This is a genomic window from Candidatus Sororendozoicomonas aggregata, from assembly GCF_031528575.1.
Taxonomy (GTDB): Bacteria; Pseudomonadota; Gammaproteobacteria; order Pseudomonadales; family Endozoicomonadaceae; genus Endonucleibacter; species Endonucleibacter aggregata.
In genome coordinates this window covers 1-23,592 of the sequence record NZ_JAVLSP010000018.1, presented here as the reverse complement: position 1 = coordinate 23,592, position 23,592 = coordinate 1, and the positions used below count along the sequence as shown (strand labels likewise).

The following is a 23,592-nucleotide window of genomic DNA, read 5'->3' as shown; positions in this document are numbered from 1 at the left end:
AATAGGTCAACTATTCGCACAAATTGATCGAAAATTCTGACTCACCCTACTGAATTTTATGCTCGAAAGCCTAAGTCCGACAGGCTCCTAGAGCCGGGTTTTGTTGACATAAGAACACAAACTCAGCATAAGCCGGAGCAGCTATGACTACATGGGATGACGCAGACAGACTGACGTCTTTCAAATGATAGTAACAGCGCCCAAAGTAGCTCTGGCTCTGGCCCTGCGGGAGACAATAATTGTGGAATTGACAGAGCTGAAAAGAGGTGACGTTCTATTTTATGATGAGTGTCGGATGGCATACCTATCGGACTTCATTAATCATGTGGCTATTGTGCAGAGTAATGAAGCGGTAATGCCAAAAGTTATACACCTGACTAACTCAGGTATTCTATTAAATGAAATCAGTGAACGTACTTTGAATAAAAAGATATACCATGCTTTCAGATTCACTGAACAAAGCTTTGCGGAGGAAGCCGCCGTCGTGTCCTATAACTGGCTGATTAACAACAACTACAATGAACAGCTCTCAAGTACTGATAAAAAAACGGTATTGGTGGCCGCAGGCATATTAAACAGGCCCGCACTGGAGTTGTGTGTATTCCGGTCCTCTGATTACGGCACAGGTGCCCGTCGTTTCGTTAGACGATTATGCAGGGAGTGTAAGGTTTATCCCCCCAGGGAGTTCACAGGATCAGCATTCTTCTATGACGGAGCGGCATTTTGTTCAGGATTTGTCATAGCCGCTTATCAGGCAGCCATAGGCGAAGAATTATGCCCTACACGTCTGGCTATTGACGCACGCACAACTCTGCCGTCACTATTTTTCAACTATCTGAAGACTAATACGTTCTGGGATTATGTGGGCAAGACGCAATTGAGAAAAAAAGATGCCTGACCCAGGAGCCTGTCGGACTTAAGACAATTTCGGCCTGAAATCCAGAAAGTGCGAGAAAGTGCGAGAAAGTGCGGCCAGAATTTCCGATCAATTTGCTTAAATAGGTCAACTATTCCCACAAATTGATCGAAAATTCTGACTCGCCTTACTGAATTTTATGCTCGAAAGCATAAGTCCGACAGGCTCCCAGGTTCTTTTGACAGAAACCCGTTAGCGGTAAAATAGGGCATATTCTGGCACGTCCTGCCTGTGCGGAACTTGCTTGCCGGACAATGGTCAGCATTGGTATAAAGCCTGCTACTGTAGGGCCTTTCGTTGCACAGTGACAGAGGTTAAGTAATATTAAAGGCTTCCCCCTGTTTCTGATACTGGTGGTTTTTTTATTAAGACTGCTTCTAAAATAAGTGGGGCTGGATTCAAGCAATAAGTGCAACAGACTTCCCAGTGTAGTCTTCAAGCGGTGTTAATCCAGCACCAAAATCAAAATTAAGGTAAGAGTATGAAAAATCACATATTAACGCTTGACTTCCGAAAAAGGGTTCAGTATAAAAGGCAGTACATTAATAAAAGAAAAGGAAAGGGAAATGAAAAAAATCAAGTTTATGAGAATCGTTAGAGCATCTTCCGTAATTCAGCGTGCCCAGCATTCACTGTTTTAACAAATAACAAGCCTCCGGCCATACCGGAGGCTTTTTGGATAATGGCTAATTTCAGGTTTTGACTAGACTTCCTTAAATGAGTTGTATCGGAATCTTTTGAAATTTTATGGCACTATTTCAAATAGAGCTTGTGCTTTATAAAATAGTGTTTTTTTCACTATATCCATAATTTTTCTTGCAATATAAATCATCCTTTATTTGGAGGTCTTGCTCTTGAAAGACTGGCTTGTGTCTAAAGAGGATTTTGAAAGTGAGCTTAGTAAAAAATTTGAGAAGGCTTATTTTCTTAAAAAGAATGCTTCAAAGCTGCATGATTATTTTTCTTGCGATGATGCTGAGGCATATCTGAAAAACAATGAAGGCTGGTTACAGAATATCCTAATGCTGTATCAGAATGGTCAAGACTTTCCGATACCTGCTAATCTTAAGCTTAATGCCAAAGGGCAATTTAATTATGTTTTGGATGCTTTTAAGTCAGGTGCTACGTTAAAACTGGAAGAGCTGGAAAAAAGAAATTTTACAATATCTGAAGTATGCCGCTACTTTGAGAATATCTTTGGAGGAAAGTCTTGGTGTAAAGCTTTTTGGACGTCTTTTGACGAGGAAGGTGTCCCTGCGCACTTCGATACAACATCCATTGTTGTTGTTCAAATTGATGGTGCGAAAGTTTGGCAGTTATGGGATGGTTTGCTTGAAATGCCTAACAGCTCGATGGCCTACTCATTGAATCATTCTCAGTTAGGCAAACCCAAAACTGAAGTGACCTTAGAGGCAGGAGACATCTTATACCTCCCGGCAGGTGTTCCTCATGCAGCTAAGTCAGTAGATAATCATTCATTGCACCTTGGATTTGCTATAGAGCCTATTTCTTACCTTGATGTGCTGGTGCATGGGTTGAAGTTGGTAGCCCAAGAGACTCCGGAATTAAGAAAGTCTATCATAGATTGCGCTGCTCAAAATGAAAGTGAAATTATTTCAAATTTTTTGAGCAAGATCGATCAGGGTGTATTGAATAATTTTTTTCGTGAGTATAAGTTTTCCTTATTTGCTAATTACATTTCAACAACAAAAAGTCAACTGAGAACTCTTTCACAAGCCAAGCTAGGAAAGGGTATGTTTAGGCGTACGAATGAAAGGTGTCCTGAAATAAAAAAATATGATGATGAGATAAAAATTGCTATTCCATCACAAATTATTTCAGAAAAACCGGTGGTTGTTGGTGATCCTGATTATTTGAGCCTTCCTTTGGAATGCGCTGCTCTGGTTGATACCATGCTGAACGGGGATGCATTTGTGCCAGAGCTACTTGAAAGTGAGTTTGACGAATCGGCTCATAAAGGGTTGGTCAATATTATGCTGGACGCGGGGTTGATCACTGTTGTATGAAAAAACTACTTACTATTTATACGTTCTCAAATTTAGCCTCCTGGCTTGATTTTTTGGCGGTAATGCTTATTATTTCATACACAATGAATGCAGGTATTTATACTGTTGCAATGGCAAGCATTGCGCTTGTCGCGCCCCAATTTTTATTTTCAAATGTGTTTAGCAAGCCTGTGTTTACGGCCAATATACGAATGACGGTGGTTGTTAGCTTGATTGTTAGAGCCATTATTACAGCTTCAATCATGTTCGTTCAAAATCCTGTCATACTCCTGCTTCTCATCGTTCCCAGGTCATTTTTACTTGGCTTTTTTGAGCCGATGTTTTCAACGTTGATTTCACGCTCTGACTTTGACTCTCATAAAATGGCAAGCCTTACAAGTCTTGTAAACACAGGTAGTAAGCTAATAGCACCTGCGGCAGGAGCGGCCATTGCTGCCAGTTACAGTGAGTCGATAGTGTTTGGATTGGGGGCATTGTTGTGTGCTATTGGTGGATTATTGGCGGTGTTATTTATTCGGCAGCCCCTGAATGATAAAAAAGAGGGAGAGAAAACACAACGGTCACAGGAAAGTACAGGACAACAACCAGAGAAAACAGACCCATTTTATGTACAGGTTCTTCTGCCTGCTTCAATTTATTTTTTTATGGTCTTTTCTATCAATAATTTATTCCCATACTTACTCAACTTTTATGGGGCACCAAAAGAAATACTGGGCTACTGTTTGTCGCTGGCAGCACTTGGAAATGCAATCACAGGCTTTATACTTTTACGGATAAAAAATGAGTGGGAGACTTTTTCTTTTGCCACACTGATTACGTTATTAATTGCTTTTTTATTTTTGGGTATTTCTTTTTCTTTAAACTCCGGGTTATGGCTGTTAACAATGGCGCTATTCTTGGTGACAGGGCTTTTTAGTGCTCTCATGACCATTTTGATTAGCAGGCGAATATTTTCCTCTAGCAAGTTCGCAACACACTATGCAACCTCTTTTCAATCCATGCAATGCCTGGCGATGACAGTAGCTCCAATTGCTGGAGCCTTAATTGTTTCGAATATGGGAGAGCAAGTGCTGTTAGTATCTGTATCCTGTTTCGCAGTTATATTGGTCGCCCTCTCTCGAGTTATAACAATCTTCTGGGGTAAAAGTAAGGTTCACAAATATGAACACTAGTAGCCTGTCGGACTTAAGACAATTTCGGCCTAAAATCCAGAAAGTGCGAAAAAGTGCGAGAAAGTGCGGCCAGAATTTCCGATCAATTTGCTTAAATAGGTCAACTATTCCCACAAATTGATCGAAAATTCTGACTCGCCCTACTGAATTTTATGCTCGAAAGCATAAGTCCGACAGGCTCCTGGGGATGTGAGCAACGGGCTTATTCCGGGCAATGGCATAGCCAGTGGGAGCTTTGTCCTTCGTTGAGTTGTTGTCACAGTGGCTCTTGTGGTTTCTACCAATCCTCTTTTCAATGGACTTGGATACAATGCTTTTTCTCAAGGCTCAGGTGTTGACCAGTGATCCGTGCCTTCCCCGTTTTACGCCCTATCCAGCGTCCCCCTGAGTCTGGATTGTCTGCAAAGGTGTTATCCTCATCAGTGAGTCATGTGGGTTATGCACCTAAGATATGTATTCAGCTTTAGTAAAGTGAATCACGATGATTGTAAAAACGTTTCTGAGAAGCGCTATCGTAACGGCAGCTGTAGCAATTTCTGGCTGTGCTTCACTGCCTTATCCTACAGATGAAACAAATTACCTGAAGCAGCAAAAGGTTGAACAACTCATTCAGACGGGTATGCGCTACTATTGGGAAGGTGGCGATCTTGAAAAAGTTGAAAAAGAATTCTTTAAGGGGATTACCCTTAAAGGTAAGTTCGATGTCGTTGAAGCATCTTTTGAGGAAGCGAGCGAGCTTGCTCCTCAAAGACTGGATTTAAAGTTTGGCCTCGCGTCCACGCAGATTATTAATAATGACATTGAGGGCGCGCAAGCAACTTATGAGGGAATGCTGAAACAAAATCCTGGGAATATAGATGCAGGAATTTTGCATGCGGCATACGCAAAGCTATCTGGAGATACTGATGCATTTGATGACGACATCGCAAGATTAGGTGAGAAAGCTCCCCGTCTTACAGAGGAATACCTGAAGAAATTCCAGAACGTTGAGGATATACAATCACTCCAGCTCAATACAAAGGCCAAGGCAAACCATACCGGGAATGAAGCCATTGTTATTCTGGGCTATGCCCTGGCAAGTGATGGCAGTATGAAGCCACCATTGATTGACAGGCTGAAGCAAGGTCTGTCGGCCGCCAAGGCGAATCCTGACGCAGCCATTATTGTCAGCGGCGGGGTGCCCAGTCAGGGTGTTACCGAAGCCTACAGGATGCAGCAATGGCTGATCGGCCAGGGTATCAGTGCCAAACGCATCCATCTGGATGATAAAGCCAAAGACACTGTAGGGAATGCTATCTATTCTACCCGTATTCTTAATGACCTCGGTATAGAACATGTGACACTGGTCACTTCCGCGAGCCACATGCGAAGGGCGCTGGTGGTATTTGAGGAAGTCGCGCGGCAAAACCAGAAGGAAATCACTTTCGATAATCTGGTTGCCATGGATTTTGATTCTATGGAGGAAGCCATGACGGTATCACCCAATGAGAAGTTAGTGATATACCGGGATATGCTGAGAGCTTCCGGGCTATGGGCTTATCCTGGCATTCAGATCTAGACTAAGTAAGCGTCTGATAATAACTTCCCGGTTTTGCCGTTCAGGCTGAGCCTGTCGAAGCTCGCTGCCACCACCGTTCGACTCTTCGGCAAGCTCAGCGTTCAGGGTGAACGAAAATCGGGAAGTTATTTTTAGACTGCGCCTAAGCAGGTGGCCTTGAGAGATAAACGCTTAACTCAGGGGCATCCTGATTTGACAGAAAGTGGAGAATCGCCCAATGATAAGGAAATTCAGTTGATGTCGTCAGCACTATGCCCGCCCCACTTTACCTGCAAATCAAGCACTATATCACGCAAAAAATCGACTCTGGTCAATGGCCGGAAGGTCACAAAATCACCACTGAACTGGCACTGACCAGGCAGTTTAATGTGAGTCGGATGACGGCGAATAAGGCCATTCGGGACCTGGTTGCTGAGGGCCGTCTATACCGCAGACCCCGCAGAGGTACGTTCGTTTGCAAGAAAGAAGAAAAAGCCGATGCTTCACTGCTAAGCGTCCAAAATATTGCCGAACAGGTTCGCCAGCGAGGGAAGAACTATCATTGTCAGATTATCAGGCAAGTGGCGATAGGTGCGGATGAAAATGTTGCGGCCGACCTTGAGGTCAGGGTGGGCAGCTCACTTTTTTATAGCGAAATTGTCCATTATGAAAACGACAGCCCTGTCCAGTTAGAAATGCGCTGGGTTAACGCAGAATATGTACCAGAGTATATTTCTCAGGATTTCTCATCCATCACGCCTAATCAATACCTTTGTGAAAATAGCCCATTAAGTGCGATAGAGCATACCGTTGAAGCTATTGTGCCAGATACCACAGTCCGTCTTGCACTGGCTATGTCTGAGCAGGAAGCCTGCCTGTTGCTCAAGCGCCGTACATGGAGCAACGGTAAGCTGGTCAGCGCGGCATTGTTTTACCATCCGGGCACGAGATACAAGCTCAGCGCAAAAATTCTGATGGAATAAAAATCTTCTTGCTCTGCGAGTCGTCTTACTCTTTAATTGTATAGACATTTAACAGGCCCCGCGGAGATCGCAAAGTGGAATTACTGCTAACCAATGCCCGGGTTGTCACCATGGAGCCTGGCGCAACGGGTTATCAACTTCTGGAAAACCAGTTCATCGCTATTAATGGGGGTACAATTACCCACATTGCAGAGCAAAGCGGCCTTGCTAATTTAAGGGCTGTTGAGGTAATAAACTGCCGCAGTCGTCTGGTAACGCCGGGCCTGATTGACTGCCATACTCATCTCGTTTTTGCCGGCAGTCGTGCCAATGAATTCGACCAGCGTCTCAAGGGTGTACCCTATACGGAAATCAGCCAACAAGGCGGCGGTATTCTTGCGACGGTGCGCGCGACACGTGAGGCCAGTGAACCTGAATTGGTTGAATTGGCATTGCCAAGGCTCGATGGGCTGATTCGCTCAGGTGTGACCAGTGTAGAAATCAAATCAGGTTACGGCCTGAGTGTGGATGATGAACTTAAAATGCTGCGTGCGGCAAAAGCACTGGCATCAAAACGACCAATCAATATTACCACCACATTGCTGGCAGCCCACGCGGTCCCGCCGGAATACCATGGCCGTGCCGATGACTATATTACGCTGGTTTGTGAGGAATTAATTCCTGCTGTGGCAAAACAAAAGCTGGCGACCAGCGTGGATGTATTTTGTGAATCCATTGGCTTTCACCTGGAGCAAACGGAGAAAGTCTTTCAAGCAGCGGTTCGCCACGGTTTAAAGGTAAAAGGGCATACCGAGCAACTATCCAACCTTGGTGGTACAGCGCTGACAGCACGTTATAACGGGTTGTCAGCCGATCATTTGGAGTACCTCGATAAAGCCGGTGTAACAGCATTGGCAGGCACAGACACTGTTGCCACTTTGTTGCCGGGTGCCTTTTACTTTCTAAAAGAAACACAAAAGCCGCCGGTACCATGGCTACGGGAGCAAAAGGTTCCCATGGCCGTTGCCACCGATTTTAATCCGGGTACATCGCCGTTTGCAGATATTGGGTTAATGATGAATATGGCCTGCACATTGTTTGGCTTAACGCCTGAAGAAGCCTTACGGGGCGTCACTGTCAACGCCGCGAAAGCACTTGGGGAAGATAATATCCGTGGTCAGCTTGCTCCAGGTTTTGCAGCGGATTTATGCCTCTGGAATGTCAGTGACCCCACTGAATTAAGCTATCAGGTTGGCTTACCGCTATTGCGTCAACGCATAGTCAACGGCGAGGTATGTGATGACTGACGTATTGCCTGTGACGGATCAACCCTTTCTCTGGCAGGGTCGTCACGACAGTGAGGACGGTGAGATGGGCACACGTGTTCATCATATTGTGCGGCCTTTAACCATCAATGAACTGGCAGGCAAGGAAAAAGGTATTGTCCTCGCTGGCTTCTGTTCTGACGCGGGCGTTGCCAGAAATAAGGGGCGAACGGGGGCAAAGCAGGCACCGGATTGCATTCGCCAGGCCCTGGCCAATATGGCCTGGCATCACCAAACACCCTGGTATGACCTGGGCAATACGGTGTGTGAGGGCGATGCTCTGGAACAAGCACAATCCCTCTGCGCGGATACCATTGCTCAGGCATTACCCCATATGCCGGTTATTACCCTTGGCGGTGGTCACGAAACCGCGTGGGCTTCATTTCAGGGGCTGGTACGCTATATCGATAAGCCTGTCAATAAACCTGTCAATGACAGCAGCCTGACCTCACCACGTATTGGTATTGTTAATTTTGACGCGCATTTTGACCTGCGAACGTTTGACAGTGACAGCACAGCGGTAAAGCCCAGCTCGGGTACCCCGTTTAATCAAGTGGCTCATTATTGTAAAGCACATAACTGGCCTTTTCACTACGCTTGTTTAGGTGTTAGCCAGGCAAGCAATACCGCCGCACTATTTCAGCGGGCTGATGAGTTGAAGGTTTGGTACATAGAAGACAAGGCTCTGGGAAAACCAAACCTGCTTGATGAGCAGTTGGGCAGGCTTGACCAGTTTATTGATGCTTGTGACTTTCTCTATCTCACCATTGATCTGGATGTTTTCCCGGCCGCCACGGCACCGGGTGTGAGTGCGCCAGCGGCAAGGGGCGTCAGCTACGAGCGCTTGTCCCCTTTCCTTGAAAAAGTCCTGGCAGCCAGGGAGAAACTGACACTGGCCGACATTACCGAATACAACCCGCTCTACGACATAGACAGTCAAACAGCGCGACTGGCAGCCCGGCTTTGCTGGGATATTGCCTGCGCCATGAGCAATGAACAATAACCCCGCTGTTTAGGGAGTCTTATTATGACTGACAATCACGCCGACGAGCGCATCGACAAAACACGCGCCGTTCGCGCGCCTCACGGTACTGCCCGGCAGGCAAAGTCGTGGCTGACAGAAGCGCCGCTGCGCATGTTAATGAATAACCTTGACCCTGACGTTGCTGAACACCCCCATGCTTTGGTTGTTTACGGCGGTATTGGGCGCGCGGCAAGAAACTGGGCGTGTTTTGATAAAATTGTCGAGGTATTAAAGCGCCTCGAAGACGACCAGACACTGTTAGTGCAATCGGGCAAACCCGTGGGGGTATTTCCTACCCATAAAAATGCCCCCCGTGTGTTGATTGCCAACGCTAATTTAGTTCCCCACTGGGCCCATTGGGAACACTTCAATGCCCTCGATAAACAGGGTTTGATGATGTACGGTCAGATGACGGCGGGGAGCTGGATTTACATCGGCTCCCAGGGCATTGTCCAGGGCACTTATGAAACCTTTGTCGCTGTGGCAAAAAAACATTTTGCCGGAGACGCCACCGGGCGCTGGATTTTAACCGGCGGACTTGGAGGTATGGGCGGCGCACAACCTCTGGCTGCCACTATGGCTGGTTTCTCCATGCTGGCAGTGGAGTGTGACCAGTCCCGGATTGATTACCGCTTGCGCACAGGGTATCTGGATCAAAAAGCCGCCAGTCTCGATGAAGCGCTGGCGATTATCGAGGCATCTGACAGCCCGGTATCGGTTGGTTTACTGGGCAATGCTGCTGAGGTATTTCCTGAATTGATAGAAAAGGGGATTACCCCCGATGTTGTCACTGACCAGACATCGGCCCATGACCCGCTCAATGGTTATCTACCCGCGGGCTGGTCAATGGCACGGGCAATAGAGCGAAGAAAAAACCAGGAAGCAGAAGTCGTTAAAGCAGCTAAAAGCTCCATGGCGGTTCAGGTTAAAGCCATGCTCGCGTTTCAGGAAAGAGGTGCGGCTACATTAGATTATGGCAACAACATACGACAAATGGCTTTAGAAGAAGGCGTCAACAATGCGTTTGATTTCCCCGGGTTTGTGCCAGCCTACATCCGCCCCCTGTTTTGTGAAGGCATTGGGCCTTTCCGTTGGGCAGCATTGTCCGGCGACCCGGAAGATATCTATAAAACCGATCAAAAAGTCAAAGAACTGATTCCTGATAACCCCCATTTGCATAACTGGCTGGATATGGCCCGTGAGCGAATTCAGTTTCAGGGGTTGCCAGCGCGTATCTGCTGGGTCGGATTAAAAGACCGCGAACGCCTGGGCCAGGCATTTAATGCCATGGTAAAAAGTGGTGAGCTCAAGGCACCTGTGGTTATTGGTCGTGATCATCTGGATTCTGGTTCTGTTGCCAGTCCCAACCGTGAAACCGAAGGGATGATAGACGGCTCCGATGCGGTATCTGACTGGCCTTTGTTGAATGCTTTGTTAAATACCGCCAGTGGTGCGACCTGGGTATCACTCCATCATGGCGGGGGCGTGGGTATGGGCTTTTCGCAACATGCCGGCATGGTGATTTGCTGTGACGGTTCCGATGACGCGTCACAGAGGATTGCCCGGGTATTACACAATGACCCGGCCACAGGCGTGATGCGCCACGCCGATGCGGGCTATGCTTCAGCGAGGGAATGTGCCAACGCCCAGAAGCTCGATCTGCCCATGCTGAACGAGCGCCGCACAAATAACAAAGGAAGCAATCCATGGTGAACCTTACCCTTGAACCCGGTCAGCTCAGTCTTAAAACACTGCGCCAGGTGTGTCAGTCGCCGGTGAGATTGTCGCTGTCTCCAAAGGCTGTGGAGGCTATTGACAAAAGCACGCGGGTGGTTAACCAGGTGATTGAGGAAGGCCGGACGGTTTATGGCATCAATACCGGATTTGGCCTGCTGGCCAATACATGGATTGCTCCGAAAGATCTGGAAACCTTACAAAAAAGTATTGTCCTCTCCCACGCTGCCGGTATCGGTAAATTAATGTCCGATGAAACGGTGCGCCTGATGATGGTGCTGAAGATTAACAGTCTGGCAAGGGGGTTTTCTGGTCTTCGTTTGAACGTGATTCAAGCCCTGATGGCTCTGGTGAATGCCCGGGTATACCCTTGTGTCCCTGAAAAAGGCTCTGTGGGAGCGTCGGGTGATCTGGCCCCCCTGGCGCACATGAGCACCGTTTTGTTAGGGGAAGGCCAGGCCCGTTACAACGGTAACGTCATCACCGGAGTGGAGGCGCTGAAAATAGCTGGCCTTGAGCCTATGACCCTGGCACCTAAAGAAGGGCTGGCGCTGCTTAATGGTACCCAGGCATCAACGGCTTTTGCATTAGAAGGGCTGTTTATTGCTGAAGATTTGTTGGCCTCAGGCATTGTTTGTGGCGCTATGTCTGTGGAGGCGGCATTAGGGAGCCGTCATCCCTTTGATGAGCGCATTCATCAGGCCCGTGGGCACCGTTCACAGATTGATATGGCTGCGGCCTATCGTCATATGCTGGGTGAGCGCAGTGATATTGGTGACTCTCACGCGCGCTGTGAAAAAGTACAGGACCCTTACTCCCTGCGTTGTCAGCCTCAGATCATGGGCGCCTGCCTGCAGCAAATTCGCAATGCAGCGCAAGTGCTGGTCGTAGAAGCCAATGCGGTGTCGGATAATCCGCTGGTATTTGCCGATAAAAGTGACATTATCTCTGGCGGTAACTTCCATGCGGAACCCGTTGCCATGGCAGCAGATAACCTGGCACTGGCCATTGCTGAGATAGGCAGTTTGTCTGAGCGTCGAACGGCACTATTGATTGATAGCACCTTAAGCAAACTGCCCCCTTTCCTTGTGGATAATGGTGGCGTTAACTCCGGTTTTATGATTGCTCAGGTGACATCAGCGGCGCTGGCCAGTGAGAATAAAACACTGGCTCACCCTGCTTCTGTGGATAGTTTACCAACGTCCGCTAATCAGGAAGACCACGTTTCCATGGCCACTTTTGCTGCTCGCCGTCTTGGTGAAATGGGTGAAAATACCCGGGGTATTCTGGCTATTGAGTACCTTTCGGCAGCACAGGGTCTCGATTTTCGCGCGCCCAATCTATCATCTAAACGGGTGGAAGAGGCGCGCGGAGTCCTGCGTGAGAAAGTTCCCTTTTACGACAAAGACCGTTACTTTGCCCCGGATATTGAGCAAGCGAATGAGCTGTTGAAAGTCGGTGCGCATAATCATTTAATGCCAAATACGCTACTGACAAGTCTTTAACATTTTTTCCGTCAGCCCCTGACTTCCGGGCAGGGGGTGTTGACGCTATTATGTTGTTCGATATTGGGTTTCTGTGCCCGGGTTTTAATAATTGTAAAAAGTGGAACGACGTTTATGGCAGCGACAACCGTATTTTATGGTGCAAGTGTCACCAGTAGAACGCAGGCGCAAGCTAAAGGGATTGTCCAAAGGGCTGCGTATATTTCATCGTTTTTGGAAAAGTACGGGTATCAATGTCTTACCGATGTTGTTCTGGATGCTGAACTTTTTTCTGAAAATGCGATTAAAAGCAGTGAGATTCCAGATAAATACCTGAAGCTTTGCTCACCAGAGCTGCTCGATAGTCTGACTGACCTTCGTATTGCTAACAGTGATACGTTGAAAAATGATCTGGCTTGCCACCTCTGGGGGCGGGATGTGATGAAGTCAGCCGGCTTTTGTATCTGGGATCTTACCTTGCCTTCCACTGGAGCGGGTTTTGAAATTGCCAGCGCGTTGGCAATGAACAAAAAGTGTTTCTGTTTTTCTGACAATACGCCTGTTTCTTCCACTATCAGTGGTTGTCCTTCTCCACTTCTTCGGATTGCTTCTTACGGTGACAACATCGGGCAGTTATTACTCGATTTTTTCGGTGACGAGTCTTCCTAGGGGCAACTAAGAGAAAATAAAAGAGCCTGAAGCGATGGAGTCCAGTTGGCGTCGGTTGACGCAAAGGGCTATGGGCTGGTCTTCTCAAATAATGTTTGCTGTTCAGGGATTATTGAGGAGCGAATGGATCAGGGTATTTTACGAATCTATTATCTGGAAGCTTTTCGAATGATTTTTTGACTTTACCACGCAGCATTTCGAATAACTTCATATTGTTGATATACCAGTTATAAGGTGATCTGCCCACACCCAAGCTAGCTTGGTTTTCTCGAAATGCTCCCATTAGTCTGTTTGTTTTCAGCTTAATATTCTCTCCATTTGCATCTAGTGGTGGCTCATTGCTCCAGTAGTATTCCGTATCGGTATCGTGTGAAGAAAAAACTGGAGCAAATCCCAGTTCCTCAAAAAAGGTTATTTCCGACAGAGCGGGATGATCAACATAAAGTGTGGAAACACCGGCGAATTTGAGCTTGATACTGACGACATAAAGCAACAGGTTTTCCAAACAAAAGCGACCGAAATCAACATCAATAGCTATATTCAATACGATATAACGATGTTCGGAAGAAAAATTAATTTGACCACCAGACACGGAGTAAGGGGTAAAATACCGAAGAGTAATACAGCCTTTCGCCCCCCCATGAATACCAGTCAGCAAGAGTATATAGGACAATGTATTTTTGCCAATACTGTCAGCCTGAAGTACCAGATCATCTTCTGGAATAATTTTATCAGACTCTGCCAAGGCGCGGGTAGGCAGAATTTTAAATCTGGTTTCTCTTGGTAATACCTCTTCGAAGGGGATCAATCTCATAGTTATCTTTCTTCAATGGTAAATAAAGGCAGTATAAACCGAAAAGTATTTTTGGCAATATTATTGTTTTGCAGGACTTTAACAGGTCTTGTAGTTGTTTAAGAACTACTCTGAACCCTGAGTGAATGGGTCAGGATGGTGTAAGAACCTACTATCTGGAAGCTTTTCAAATGATTTCTTTACTTTTTTTCTGAGAAGCCTTAATAACAGCGGATTGTTAGCATACCAGTTATAAGGTGATCTGCCCGCACCTGAGGTCGTTTGTTGATCTCGAAATGCTGCCATTAGGGTGTTTGTTTTTACCTTGATATGTATATGTTCTCCATCTGTCATTAGTGGTGGCTCATTACTCCAGTAGTCTTCAGGTTCCATATCCATAATGTCTGAATGATAATCTCGAATAAATCCTAGCTCCTCGAAGAAAGTTATTTCCGACAGGGCGGGATGATCCACATAAAGTGTAGCGACACCTACGAGTTGGAGCTTAATACTGATGATGTAAAGCAGCAGGTTTTCCACAAAAAACTGACCGTAATTGGCATCGATGGCTATATTGAGTACGGTATAACGAGTTTCAGGGTAAAGAAATTTAAATTCACTGCCATGGGACAAGGGGTAAGGGGTAAAGTAGCGAAGGGTGATACAACCAACTGCCTCCCCTTTATTCAACTTGAGTACATAGGACAAGGTATTCCTGCCAATACTCCCGGACTGGAGTATCAAGTATTGTTTAGGAATGATTCTTCTAATCTTTGCCAATTCAGGCGTGGGCAAGAATTTAAATTTTGTTTCATTGGGTAATACTCCTTCGAGGGGAATCATCGTCGTACTACCTTATTTTGTCTTTTAAGTGACTTAAGTCACTTAAGTGTAGACCGAAGACTATTTTTAGCCATGCTGTGATTTTGCGGGGTTTCAAAAACCTGTACTGATGAACTATCAAGACAAATAATGCGCTCAAATAAATCATATTCAGGCGTTTTTGTTATAGCGTGCTCGCTCATCTTTCTATGAAGTTATAGTATAACTCTTGGGACGTTAGTAACTGATTAACGACGGTGTTCTGTAAAATAATGCTCAGGAGCCTGTCGGACTTATGCTTTTGAGCATAAAATTCAGTAGGCGAGTTAGCCCGGATATTTCATAAACATGCTCCTGGCCTTGCTTGCTCCTTGCGGCTCTAAGGGCAGTTTATGAAATATCCGGGTTAGAATTGTGGTGTAAAAATACGGCCAGGTGTAATCGCCACTGAGATACTGTCAGACAAGGTTAACAGTAACGTTAGTTTGGGTCACTCCTGAAACAATAGACACGATACTGTACATAGACAAGCTTTGACGTTTTATTTAGCGGTTATGGATGGTTTTATTGATTTCTATTTTACCTCATATGATAAATTGATAGTTATAATACACAGGTTTAATTGTACAAAACTGTATATGAATCGTGAAAAGATGAGATGCCTATGAAAGTGAAACTATTATTCAAAATTTTGCTGTTGTTTTCCCTGAATGCTTCTTCTAATAACATTCTTATTGTTGGTGGAAGTCATGCGCGAGGGATTGAATGTTTTTCTAAAAAAAACTATGCGGGGGTGGGGCAAGAAAAATTTCCAGACAATGGGATGTTCAGCTATTTTGACTCTAAATTGCTGTTCCCTTATAAGATCACCTGTTTTGCACCTGATAATATGATGGATTTTTTTTCGTATATATTATCGAAAGTCTACTTATATGACCAGTTAAGTAAAGCCTTTAAAAAAGCGCGTGAAACAGAAAAAACTTCTATTTTACTGCTGCCTCCTTGCGTGATGTTTTGGTTGGTTTTTGGTGGTAAGGGTAATGTTTTTAAAACGCCTGAAGATTTTGATGATTTCAGACTTTCATACAGTCAACTGACTGAAAATCCTTTCTATAGTTTTTATTATAGAAATTACCGTTATTCTTACGATGAAGAAGGTAAGATATCTTACGATGAAAAAGGTGAGATAATAGTGTCCAGGCCAGTTATTATTAAAGCAGTGCACAAGCTACTGATGTTCATGCACAATCAACCAAACTATAAACAAAGTAATGATGAAGAAAATGATAAAGAAACTGTGATTGGTAAGATAAAAGCGTTTATAAAGGAAGTATCACTCATGCAGAAAGACAGTCAGGCATCAGGCCACCCTGTTATTGTTGTCCTGTCGAAGATACCCACCTTCCTTCGTGTATTCTCAGAGGAAAAAGATAAAATCAATGTTTTATCATCTGCTACAGACATGCTCAGTGAACTGGATTATTGCATGCCCTTTGACAGGACATTTATTCACGAGGTAAATGATACCATCAGAGAAGCGGTTGAATCAGAAAAAAATCCTTCCCTGTGTTTATTCAGTTTCGCAAAAAAAATAGAGGGTGATAATGACAACATAATGCTGTATACATCGGTAGGAAGGTATAGCCTGCCCTATGATAGATTGCTTTCTGAGAGAGAAGAAAAGCTCAATACTTTTGGTTATACTTTTCTTGCTGACAGCATGATGTGTACTGCAATGCAATCAGAAGCCTGGCCTGAAGACCAATGCGACTTCAGTCTTAATTACAAGAGAGAGCTAATCCAGCTATTGCATGTGAATAATGCCAGAAACGCCCCCAGCCCTGTAAAAACTCCGGCCACTTTACCCTTACCAAAAAAGGATCGCAAAACTCCCAAAAAGAGACTGTCCGCTATACTTGGGCTTCCTTGAATGTTTGCCTAGGAGCCTGACCGAGAATAGCGCCCGTAGCGAGGATTACGAGAAATTGAGGATAAAAATTTCTGCTTCTGAGGATAATAGTGGGGCTATTTGACGAAGAAGCAGGAATTTTTAGACCAATTTATCGCAACCGCAGTAGGGTAGTCTATTCTCGGACAGGCTCCTACCCCGGAATGCCTGGCAAAGGGGCATTACCGGGTTCTTTACAGGTGTGGTTTTTAGCTGCCTGACCCCATTACGAGCTTTCACTGAAGTGTTGACAAGCGGTCAATATTCAAAGAGCCTTTAGCCGGTAATAATGGAGTATATAACCATGCAAAAACCACGGGGGCGACGACTTCGAAAAACCCTGCCATTTTTTTTATTGATGTTTTTTGGGCTGACAAGTAACGGAGTATTTGCTGCTTCTGTATCGAACAATGCTGTTCCCTCCCCTTGGGAGAGAGTACAGCAAGAAGCCACGGGGCAGACGGTTTACTTTAATGCCTGGGGAGGGGATGAGCGGATCAACAGCTATATACGCTGGGCCAGCGATGAGTTGAAGCAGCAATACGACATTGATCTAAAGCTGGTCAAAATTGATGATACTTCTACTGTGATTAGTCGTTTATTGTCAGAGAAAAGCATAGGTCGAGATACAGAAGGTAGCGTTGATCTGGTCTGGATCAATGGTGAAAACTTTCGGGCAATGAAAAAAAACGGGCTTTTGTCTGGGCCGTTTACCCTTGAGTTACCTTCCATGAAATATATTGACCCTGTGGAAAAGCCAACGGCATTCGTTGATTTTGGTGAGCCTGTTGATGGGATGGAAGCCCCCTGGGGAATGGCGCAACTGGTCTTTATGTACGATAGCGCTCGTGTGAAGTCGCCTCCGAAAAGCGCCCTCGACCTGCTGGCATTTGCCAAAATGTATCCAGGGCGGGTAACGTACCCTTCACCACCTGATTTTATTGGCACAACGTTTTTAAAACAGCTTCTGACTGAACTTGCTACGCATCCCGCTGTTTTACAAAAGCCGATAAAGCCTGGTCAGTTTAGTACTGTTACCAAGCCCCTCTGGGATTACCTGGATCAACTGCACCCTTTGTTATGGCGGGAAGGCAAGCTATTTCCCAGAAATCATTTATCAATGACACCGATGCTGGATGATGGCGAAATCCTGCTGTCCATGACGTTTAACCCATTGTATGCCAGTGCGGCTATGGAAAAGGGTGAGTTAGCTCCATCAGTGAGAACTTATGTGCATAAAGGAGGCGTGTTGGGCAATACTCATTTCCTGGCGATTCCCTATAACAGTTCTGCCAAGGCAGCGGCTAAGGTGGCGATTAATTTTCTGATGTCACCCAGGGCCCAGGCCAGAAAAGCAGACCCAAGGGTATGGGGCGACCCCACCGTACTGACCATGAGTCGGCTGTCTGAACAAGACAGGCAGCGCTTCAACGCACTAGCAAAAGGTCAGGCAACCTTGACAGCTCAGCAGTTAGGCAGCGTATTACCAGAACCCCACGTGTCATGGGTAGAGGCGTTGGAAAAAGCCTGGGTCGAGCGGTACCGATAACAGGCTATGGTCTCTCGTCCTTTTTCTACCGCGTTATTAACAGGTCTGCTGGGAGTGTTTTTCTTACCCATAATGGCAGGCGTCGCTTACGTGGGAATGATGGCCTTTGGCTACTTTCCCCCGTTGGGGTATAACCGTTTCAGTTTATCTATCTGGCGACAGTTGTTTGATAGCCCTGATTTGTGGTCAATGCTGGGGTTATCCCTTTGGGTGGGCGTTGTCTCGACACTGTGCTCACTCGGTGCGGCGCTGGCTATTGTGAGCGCGCTCTGGGGCAGTCGGTGGTGGAGCGGCATTACCCGCTGGTTGTCCCCCATGCTGGCGATACCCCATGTTGCTCTCGCCTTTGGTGTGTCCTTTCTCATTATGCCCAGTGGCTTGCTTGGGCGGTTGTTAGCGCCTGTTGCTGATTGGCAATACCCCCCTGACTGGCAAACTGTGCAGGATCCTTTGGGGCTGAGTCTTATTGCTGTGCTGATTCTGAAAGAAACGCCTTTTTTGATCGTTTTATTAATCGCTGCGTTGGAGCGTTTGCCGGTAAAAGCATTTTTGGCGGTGGGGCAAAGTCTGGGTTATACCCCTTGGATGGTATGGGTAAAACTGCTGTGGCCCGGGCTTTACGCCATGGTCAGGCTGCCGGTTTATGCGGTGCTGGCCTTTTCACTGTCGGTTGTGGATATTGCCCTGTTTATCGGTCCTATGAATCCGCCAGTCTTTTCTGTTCAGCTGCTGGAATGGCTGAAAGATGCCGATGTAGACAAGCGGCTACTGGCTTGCGCGGGTGGTTTGCTGCTAGGGGGAATCGTCATCCTGGCAATGGCGGGGATGGTAGTTGTTGAGCATGCGGTTGCCCATGTCGGACGACGCTGGTTAAGCCGGGGAAGACGAGGGAGCCGACACATTTCTATACAATGGTTGTCGAAGGTACTCTGGCGATGGTTATTAATCACTGTTTCAGGTGCCTGTGGTGCGTTGGTGATCTGGTCGTTTACCTGGCGCTGGCGCTTTCCTGCACTGTGGCCAGAGGATCTTACCCTGCTGAGCTGGCAAAGGGCGTGGCCTTCTCTATCAGAGCCATTGTACTACTCTCTGGTCACGGGATTCCTCTGTGCACTGCTGTCTGTTGTCGCAACAGTGTTGATCCTTGAGATAACAGCAAAACACTCCCACCGTGTACGCCTTGGTATAGAACGGTTGATGTATATTCCCATGCTATTACCACAGATGAGTTTTTTATTCGGTATTCAGGTACTGCTGCTCAGTGTCCGATGGGATGGACAGCTGATGGCTGTCGTCGGTGCGCATGTACTGTTTGTGCTGCCTTATTGTTACTTAAGTTTGTCAGGTCCCTGGCAGTCTTACGATCAAAGGTATAGTCTGCAAGGTCGGTTACTGTCCCGCTCGCGGTATAAAACGTTTATAGCGATTAAGTTGCCGCTTTTGTGGCGCCCGCTGGTGACCAGTTTCGCCCTCGGATTTGCCGTCAGTATTGCCCAGTACTTGCCTACGATCTTTTCCGGAGCTGGCCGGATATCAACCATCACCACAGAAGCTGTCGCCCTGGCAGCAGGAGGCAGTCGGCAATATATGGGCGTCTATGGCGTTATGCAAATGTTGCTGCCCATGCTTGTTTACGGATTGGCCCTGATATCGGGTAACAGGTCATTAAGAACCTTCAGAAAAAGGTTAACGCTGTGACGCTCAACATTAAGGATATAACCCTGTCTGTAGAGGGGAATGTGCTGTTTCAGTCAGTCAGTTTTGATGTAGCTGGTGGGCAGGTTTTCAGTATTATGGGACAAAGTGGTTGTGGAAAGTCTTCACTGTTGAGCCTGATTACGGGCACACTGGATACTGCCTTCACTGCATCGGGCTGCGTGCTGCTCAACGGATGTGATATTACCCATCAGGCACCCCATAAGCGTTGTATTGGCATACAATTTCAGGATCATTTGCTTTTTCCCCATATGACAGTGGGAGAAAACCTGGCGTTTGGTATACCGGAGCGGTTTCGCGCAAAAGAGCGCAAAGCCATGGTGATCAAGGCGCTCAACGACTGTGGTATGGCGGGTTTTGAAAACCAGAATCCTGCCACGCTCTCAGGTGGTCAGCGAGGGCGCGTCAGTGTCATGAGAACCTTGTTATCTGAACCTGAGGCTGTATTACTGGATGAACCCTTTTCAAAACTGGATAAAGAATTAAAGGCTGAGTTCAGGCAGTTCGTGTTTGACCAGGTTTACAGCAGGGAGATCCCTACTGTTATGGTTACACACGACACTGATGATGTACCTGACAGGTCGTTAATGATGCGTTTGTAGCTTCAGGTTTAATATAGCCAACACATCCCGTTGATCTTTTTCGTGCATATAACGGGTAGCTTGCCAAAGATGGGGAAGCGCTTGTTGTAACAAGGGTTGTGACAACAGTGTATCAAGTGCGTCAACAGGCTTGATTTGGGTTCGAAGTCCGTCAACAGGCAGGGGCTTTGCCTCAGGGCTTCTGCTTATCAGCTCTGCGAGGCTTATTTTCCTCAGAGCCTTTTTAAGGCTTATAACTGCACCGGTTAATTGCTGCTGAGAGCGGGGAAATGGTGAACTGACGCCGCTGGCAATGGTATGGCATAAGCGTTCAATCTGATCGCTATGTGTGTGACTAAGGGCTAAAGCTTCATTAATCAGAATACTTGCCTGCTGTTTTTTTGCGCTCTGATTGAGTTGATGTATCAGCGCTGCTGCTTTTTGCAGTAAATCCCCATGTCTTTTCATGGCTCTACCCCATCAGTATGATTATGTGACTAGTTATACCGTGGCGTGGTCCTGAACAGTCTAACAAGACTGCCAGAATAACTGACACACAGGCTTCTAGGCGCAATTAATACCAATCTTTTTCTAACTGCAGCATAACTACCCATTTTCAAGAGCGTAAGCTGGTCAATCGACCTGTTTCTTCATACAATTTATTCCAAGGTTCACAACAGCTATCAACAATATGTCCCTTGCCAGGCCATTGAAGAATGAGCCTTCCAAGTCGTTCCTTGGGGTATGTATAGCCTGAGAAAAAGCGTTTTATTCGCCGATAGCTGGATTCTTCCATCGATTTGCTCTGCTCCCCGGTAAGGGTTACAGGAACGGGCTTTGATCAAAGCAAATATAACTGAGCAAGAGATACAATCCGAGCTTGATGGCACATGAGGTGAGTTTTAAGCTCCTTCACTAATGAGCTGATGTCTTACATGTGCGACGAAGGTTATATACCTAGAGTTAAGATGCTCAATAGAATACTTTGTTATTAACATCGCTTCATATCTGAGTACTTTTTAACTTCTGGCCCGTAGATGTTTCGTCTCGCACTTATATCCTTGCAGAGCCGTCGATTCGTGTTATTGTTCAGACTGTCGTTCTTTATTCTAATAATTCTCAGGATCTGTTTGCACAAAAGTACTTGGATAAGGTAGGTGATTGTAGTGTTTAATCTTCGTAATCGTAACTTTTTAAGGCTGTTTGATTTTAGCCCCCGTGAAATTGCCCACGTGCTTGAGATGGCGACGGAGCTGAAAAAAGCGAAATACAATGGTTATGAAACCCAGCGCCTGAAAAATAAAAATATTGCCTTGATTTTTGAAAAGCCCTCGACGCGGACTCGTTGTGCCTTTGAAGTGGCTGCTTTTGATCAGGGGGCTAATGTCACGTATATCAGCAATGGTTCGCAAATGGGGGTAAAGGAAACTGTCAAGGATACCGCCAAGGTATTGGGAAGGATGTATGATGGCATTGTGTTTCGCGGCTTTTCACAGAAAACGGTGGAGGAGCTGGGGGAGTTCTCCGGTGTACCTGTGTGGAACGGTTTGACTGACGAGTGGCACCCTACCCAGATATTGGCTGATTTTATGACCATGCTAGAGCACGGGCAGGGGCGTTCATTGGATCAGCTTTCTCTGGCGTACCTCGGGGATGCCCGAAATAATATGGGGAACTCTTTGCTCGGTGGCGCTGCTGTAATGGGGATGGATATACGGCTGGTTGGGCCAAAATCATTCTGGCCAGACGAAACTATGGTTGAACAATGTCGTGAAATTGCTGGAAAGACAGGCGCAAAAATCACGCTGACTGAGCAGGTGGATGAGGGCGTTAAAGCCGTTGATTTCCTTTATACGGATGTCTGGGTGTCTATGGGGGAGCGTGCCAGCGCCTGGGATGAGCGTGTTACCATCATGAAGCCTTATCAGGTGAATAGAATAATGATTGAGAAAACCGGAAATCCAGCCGTTAAATTTATGCACTGCCTGCCTGCTTTCCATAATGATGAAACGCCGATTGGCAAAGAGGTTGCTGAAAAGTATGGTATGAAAGGGCTGGAAGTCACAGAGGATGTATTTGAATCAAGGCGCTCAATTGTTTTTGACCAGGCTGAAAATCGGATGCATTCCATCAAAGCAATGATGTTGGCGATATTGGAAGATTATTAAAGTGGATTAAATGCAGCTATCCTTCGGGGTACATGTGAGTATCCCGAAAAGGGTATATAGCGGTTTAACAAAGAGGTTTGAGATATTAAACATTTATGCGAGGCCAGCTGTAGTGTTTCTCAATCATTGCCATTTCTCCTTTTTCTCTAAGAAGCTGTTCATGATCTGTTGTGAACAGAGTCTAAGCTGGGTTTCTTAAAGACTGGTCAAAAGACATTATCTGCTGAGATGAATTCGCACAAATTGATCGAAAATTCTGACTCGCCCTACTGAATTTTATGCTCGAAAGCACAAGTCCGACAGGCTCCTGGTAAATATGGCATAGGGCAAGAATGAATAGGGTGTTGCTCTAAGAAGCAGTCTTAAAAGTCATGCTCCTACTGCGGCTACGATAAATGGGCCTAAAAAGTCGCTTTCGTTCGTCAAATAGTCCCGCTATTCTCCTCACAAAAGCGACTTTTTATCCTCCATTTCTCGCAGTCCTCGCTACGGGCAGACTTTTAAGACTGCTTCTAAATATTCATTCAACGACACAGTGGATAGGTAAAACTACGTGGTTGCGTTACTATACCATCGCCCTATAATGCGTCTCCAGCTTGGGCGGCACGCCTTCGGTTATTTTCTCTCCCACGTCAAAACGCGGGTTGACAGAAACCACTGAATCGGTAGAATGCGCCTCCACTGACTCAACGGGTCAGGGGGTCAGCGGCTTTTTTTTGAGCGTCATCACTTGATGGTTGCCACGAAAAAGAACGCTTGACAACGAAACGGGTCAGAGTATCATGAATGACCTTTACTGGCGAAGTAAACACGTCGTCAGCCAGTTAACCCTCTGGTTAGCTGAGTTCTTTAACAAAGTATCAGATAATTCGTGTGGGCGCTTGTGAGATGGCATCAGTCATCAAGGTTGTTCTTTATTCTATAAAGAGCGCTTTGAAATGATTTAACATGCTGATCAAGCAAGTGAACATACTCGTTAATTCAGCGCCTGATTCCGTAAAAAGAATCAGCGCGTTAATTCAATGTGACGTTTAATTGTACGATTGAGCGGCTGACTGTCTTCGGGCAGAAAGCAAACGATTTAAACTGAAGAGTTTGATCATGGCTCAGATTGAACGCTGGCGGCAGGCCTAACACATGCAAGTCGAGCGGTAACAGGAAGTGC

General features: G+C 46.1%; 18 protein-coding genes and 1 rRNA gene. 16 read left to right on the top strand and 3 right to left on the bottom strand.

Translation table 11 applies throughout. The features are described 5' to 3' along the window. Window positions 1-295 precede the first annotated feature (295 nt). The 10 genes from V4C51_RS05480 to V4C51_RS05435 all read left to right on the top strand — a co-directional run bounded on the left by V4C51_RS05480 (window position 296) and on the right by V4C51_RS05435 (window position 12,850). The gene (locus tag V4C51_RS05480; protein ID WP_330925127.1) at window positions 296-898 is read left to right on the top strand and encodes a hypothetical protein; all 603 of its coding nucleotides are present in this window, start codon (window positions 296-298) and stop codon (window positions 896-898) included. An 872-nt stretch (window positions 899-1,770) separates the two neighbouring features. Then, window positions 1,771-2,943: a JmjC domain-containing protein gene (locus V4C51_RS05475; RefSeq protein ID WP_330925126.1), complete on the top strand. Its 1,173-nt coding sequence runs from the start codon at window positions 1,771-1,773 to the stop codon at window positions 2,941-2,943. Next, window positions 2,940-4,115, top strand: a complete 1,176-nt coding sequence (locus V4C51_RS05470; RefSeq protein WP_330925125.1) for an MFS transporter — start codon at window positions 2,940-2,942, stop codon at window positions 4,113-4,115. Before V4C51_RS05475 ends, V4C51_RS05470 begins: the two co-directional genes overlap by 4 nt. A 481-nt stretch (window positions 4,116-4,596) precedes the next feature. Next, on the top strand, window positions 4,597-5,673 hold the full coding sequence (locus V4C51_RS05465) for a YdcF family protein (protein ID WP_330925124.1): 1,077 nt from the start codon (window positions 4,597-4,599) through the stop codon (window positions 5,671-5,673). A gap of 251 nt (window positions 5,674-5,924) precedes the next feature. Continuing rightward, window positions 5,925-6,635 (top strand): histidine utilization repressor, encoded by a 711-nt coding sequence (hutC, locus tag V4C51_RS05460; protein ID WP_330925123.1) that lies wholly within the window; start codon window positions 5,925-5,927, stop codon window positions 6,633-6,635. Between the two features lie 74 nt (window positions 6,636-6,709). After that, window positions 6,710-7,921 (top strand): imidazolonepropionase, encoded by a 1,212-nt coding sequence (hutI, locus tag V4C51_RS05455; protein WP_420797635.1) that lies wholly within the window; start codon window positions 6,710-6,712, stop codon window positions 7,919-7,921. Further along, on the top strand, window positions 7,914-8,942 hold the full coding sequence (gene hutG, locus V4C51_RS05450) for a formimidoylglutamase (protein WP_330925122.1): 1,029 nt from the start codon (window positions 7,914-7,916) through the stop codon (window positions 8,940-8,942). Before hutI ends, hutG begins: the two co-directional genes overlap by 8 nt. Window positions 8,943-8,966: 24 nt before the next feature. Then, window positions 8,967-10,676: a urocanate hydratase gene (gene hutU, locus V4C51_RS05445; protein ID WP_330925121.1), complete on the top strand. Its 1,710-nt coding sequence runs from the start codon at window positions 8,967-8,969 to the stop codon at window positions 10,674-10,676. Next, window positions 10,670-12,202 (top strand): histidine ammonia-lyase, encoded by a 1,533-nt coding sequence (gene hutH, locus V4C51_RS05440; protein WP_330925120.1) that lies wholly within the window; start codon window positions 10,670-10,672, stop codon window positions 12,200-12,202. Before hutU ends, hutH begins: the two co-directional genes overlap by 7 nt. A 114-nt stretch (window positions 12,203-12,316) precedes the next feature. Further along, window positions 12,317-12,850, top strand: coding sequence for a hypothetical protein (locus V4C51_RS05435; RefSeq protein WP_330925119.1), 534 nt, complete (start codon window positions 12,317-12,319; stop codon window positions 12,848-12,850). Window positions 12,851-12,959: 109 nt separating this feature from the next. Here V4C51_RS05435 and V4C51_RS05430 read toward each other — a convergent pair whose 3' ends face one another. Together V4C51_RS05430 and V4C51_RS05425 are read right to left on the bottom strand one after the other, a co-directional pair. Next, window positions 12,960-13,664, bottom strand: coding sequence for a hypothetical protein (locus V4C51_RS05430; protein ID WP_330925118.1), 705 nt, complete (start codon window positions 13,662-13,664; stop codon window positions 12,960-12,962). Between the two features lie 105 nt (window positions 13,665-13,769). Continuing rightward, window positions 13,770-14,486, bottom strand: a complete 717-nt coding sequence (locus V4C51_RS05425; protein ID WP_330925117.1) for a hypothetical protein — start codon at window positions 14,484-14,486, stop codon at window positions 13,770-13,772. Between the two features lie 643 nt (window positions 14,487-15,129). Between V4C51_RS05425 and V4C51_RS05420 the strand changes: the two genes are divergently transcribed. The 4 genes from V4C51_RS05420 to V4C51_RS05405 all read left to right on the top strand — a co-directional run bounded on the left by V4C51_RS05420 (window position 15,130) and on the right by V4C51_RS05405 (window position 20,280). Continuing rightward, window positions 15,130-16,395: a hypothetical protein gene (locus tag V4C51_RS05420; protein ID WP_330925116.1), complete on the top strand. Its 1,266-nt coding sequence runs from the start codon at window positions 15,130-15,132 to the stop codon at window positions 16,393-16,395. A gap of 322 nt (window positions 16,396-16,717) precedes the next feature. Next, complete coding sequence (locus V4C51_RS05415) at window positions 16,718-17,962, top strand: ABC transporter substrate-binding protein (RefSeq protein ID WP_330925115.1); 1,245 nt, start codon at window positions 16,718-16,720, stop codon at window positions 17,960-17,962. 6 nt (window positions 17,963-17,968) lie between these two features. Next, window positions 17,969-19,660 (top strand): ABC transporter permease, encoded by a 1,692-nt coding sequence (locus V4C51_RS05410; protein ID WP_330925114.1) that lies wholly within the window; start codon window positions 17,969-17,971, stop codon window positions 19,658-19,660. Further along, on the top strand, window positions 19,657-20,280 hold the full coding sequence (locus V4C51_RS05405; RefSeq protein ID WP_330925113.1) for an ATP-binding cassette domain-containing protein: 624 nt from the start codon (window positions 19,657-19,659) through the stop codon (window positions 20,278-20,280). The genes V4C51_RS05410 and V4C51_RS05405 overlap by 4 nt, the downstream gene beginning before the upstream one ends. Here the strand turns inward: V4C51_RS05405 and V4C51_RS05400 are convergent. Further along, window positions 20,263-20,727 carry a hypothetical protein gene (locus V4C51_RS05400; RefSeq protein WP_330925112.1) on the bottom strand — a complete coding sequence of 155 codons (465 nt, stop codon included), beginning with the start codon at window positions 20,725-20,727 and terminating at the stop codon, window positions 20,263-20,265. The two genes, V4C51_RS05405 and V4C51_RS05400, sit on opposite strands and share 18 nt — an antisense overlap. Before the next feature lie 698 nt (window positions 20,728-21,425). Between V4C51_RS05400 and argF the strand changes: the two genes are divergently transcribed. Together argF and V4C51_RS05390 are read left to right on the top strand one after the other, a co-directional pair. Further along, complete coding sequence (gene argF / locus V4C51_RS05395; RefSeq protein WP_476577891.1) at window positions 21,426-22,427, top strand: ornithine carbamoyltransferase; 1,002 nt, start codon at window positions 21,426-21,428, stop codon at window positions 22,425-22,427. Between the two features lie 1,083 nt (window positions 22,428-23,510). Beyond that, window positions 23,511-23,592, top strand: a 16S ribosomal RNA gene (locus tag V4C51_RS05390); the annotation flags it as partial.

Bases quoted from the DNA above. Each gene is read 5' to 3' on its own strand.
- V4C51_RS05470 (WP_330925125.1), top strand. From the start codon at position 2,940: ATGAAAAAACTACTTACTATTTATACGTTCTCAAATTTAGCCTCCTGG.
- hutC (WP_330925123.1), top strand. From the start codon at position 5,925: ATGCCCGCCCCACTTTACCTGCAAATCAAGCACTATATCACGCAAAAA.
- V4C51_RS05420 (WP_330925116.1), top strand. From the start codon at position 15,130: ATGAAAGTGAAACTATTATTCAAAATTTTGCTGTTGTTTTCCCTGAAT.
- V4C51_RS05425 (WP_330925117.1), bottom strand. From the start codon at position 14,486: ATGATTCCCCTCGAAGGAGTATTACCCAATGAAACAAAATTTAAATTC.
- V4C51_RS05435 (WP_330925119.1), top strand. From the start codon at position 12,317: ATGGCAGCGACAACCGTATTTTATGGTGCAAGTGTCACCAGTAGAACG.
- V4C51_RS05400 (WP_330925112.1), bottom strand. From the start codon at position 20,727: ATGAAAAGACATGGGGATTTACTGCAAAAAGCAGCAGCGCTGATACAT.
- V4C51_RS05465 (WP_330925124.1), top strand. From the start codon at position 4,597: ATGATTGTAAAAACGTTTCTGAGAAGCGCTATCGTAACGGCAGCTGTA.
- hutH (WP_330925120.1), top strand. From the start codon at position 10,670: ATGGTGAACCTTACCCTTGAACCCGGTCAGCTCAGTCTTAAAACACTG.
- V4C51_RS05410 (WP_330925114.1), top strand. From the start codon at position 17,969: ATGGTCTCTCGTCCTTTTTCTACCGCGTTATTAACAGGTCTGCTGGGA.
- hutG (WP_330925122.1), top strand. From the start codon at position 7,914: ATGACTGACGTATTGCCTGTGACGGATCAACCCTTTCTCTGGCAGGGT.
- V4C51_RS05430 (WP_330925118.1), bottom strand. From the start codon at position 13,664: ATGAGATTGATCCCCTTCGAAGAGGTATTACCAAGAGAAACCAGATTT.
- V4C51_RS05415 (WP_330925115.1), top strand. From the start codon at position 16,718: ATGCAAAAACCACGGGGGCGACGACTTCGAAAAACCCTGCCATTTTTT.
- V4C51_RS05480 (WP_330925127.1), top strand. From the start codon at position 296: ATGGCATACCTATCGGACTTCATTAATCATGTGGCTATTGTGCAGAGT.
- hutU (WP_330925121.1), top strand. From the start codon at position 8,967: ATGACTGACAATCACGCCGACGAGCGCATCGACAAAACACGCGCCGTT.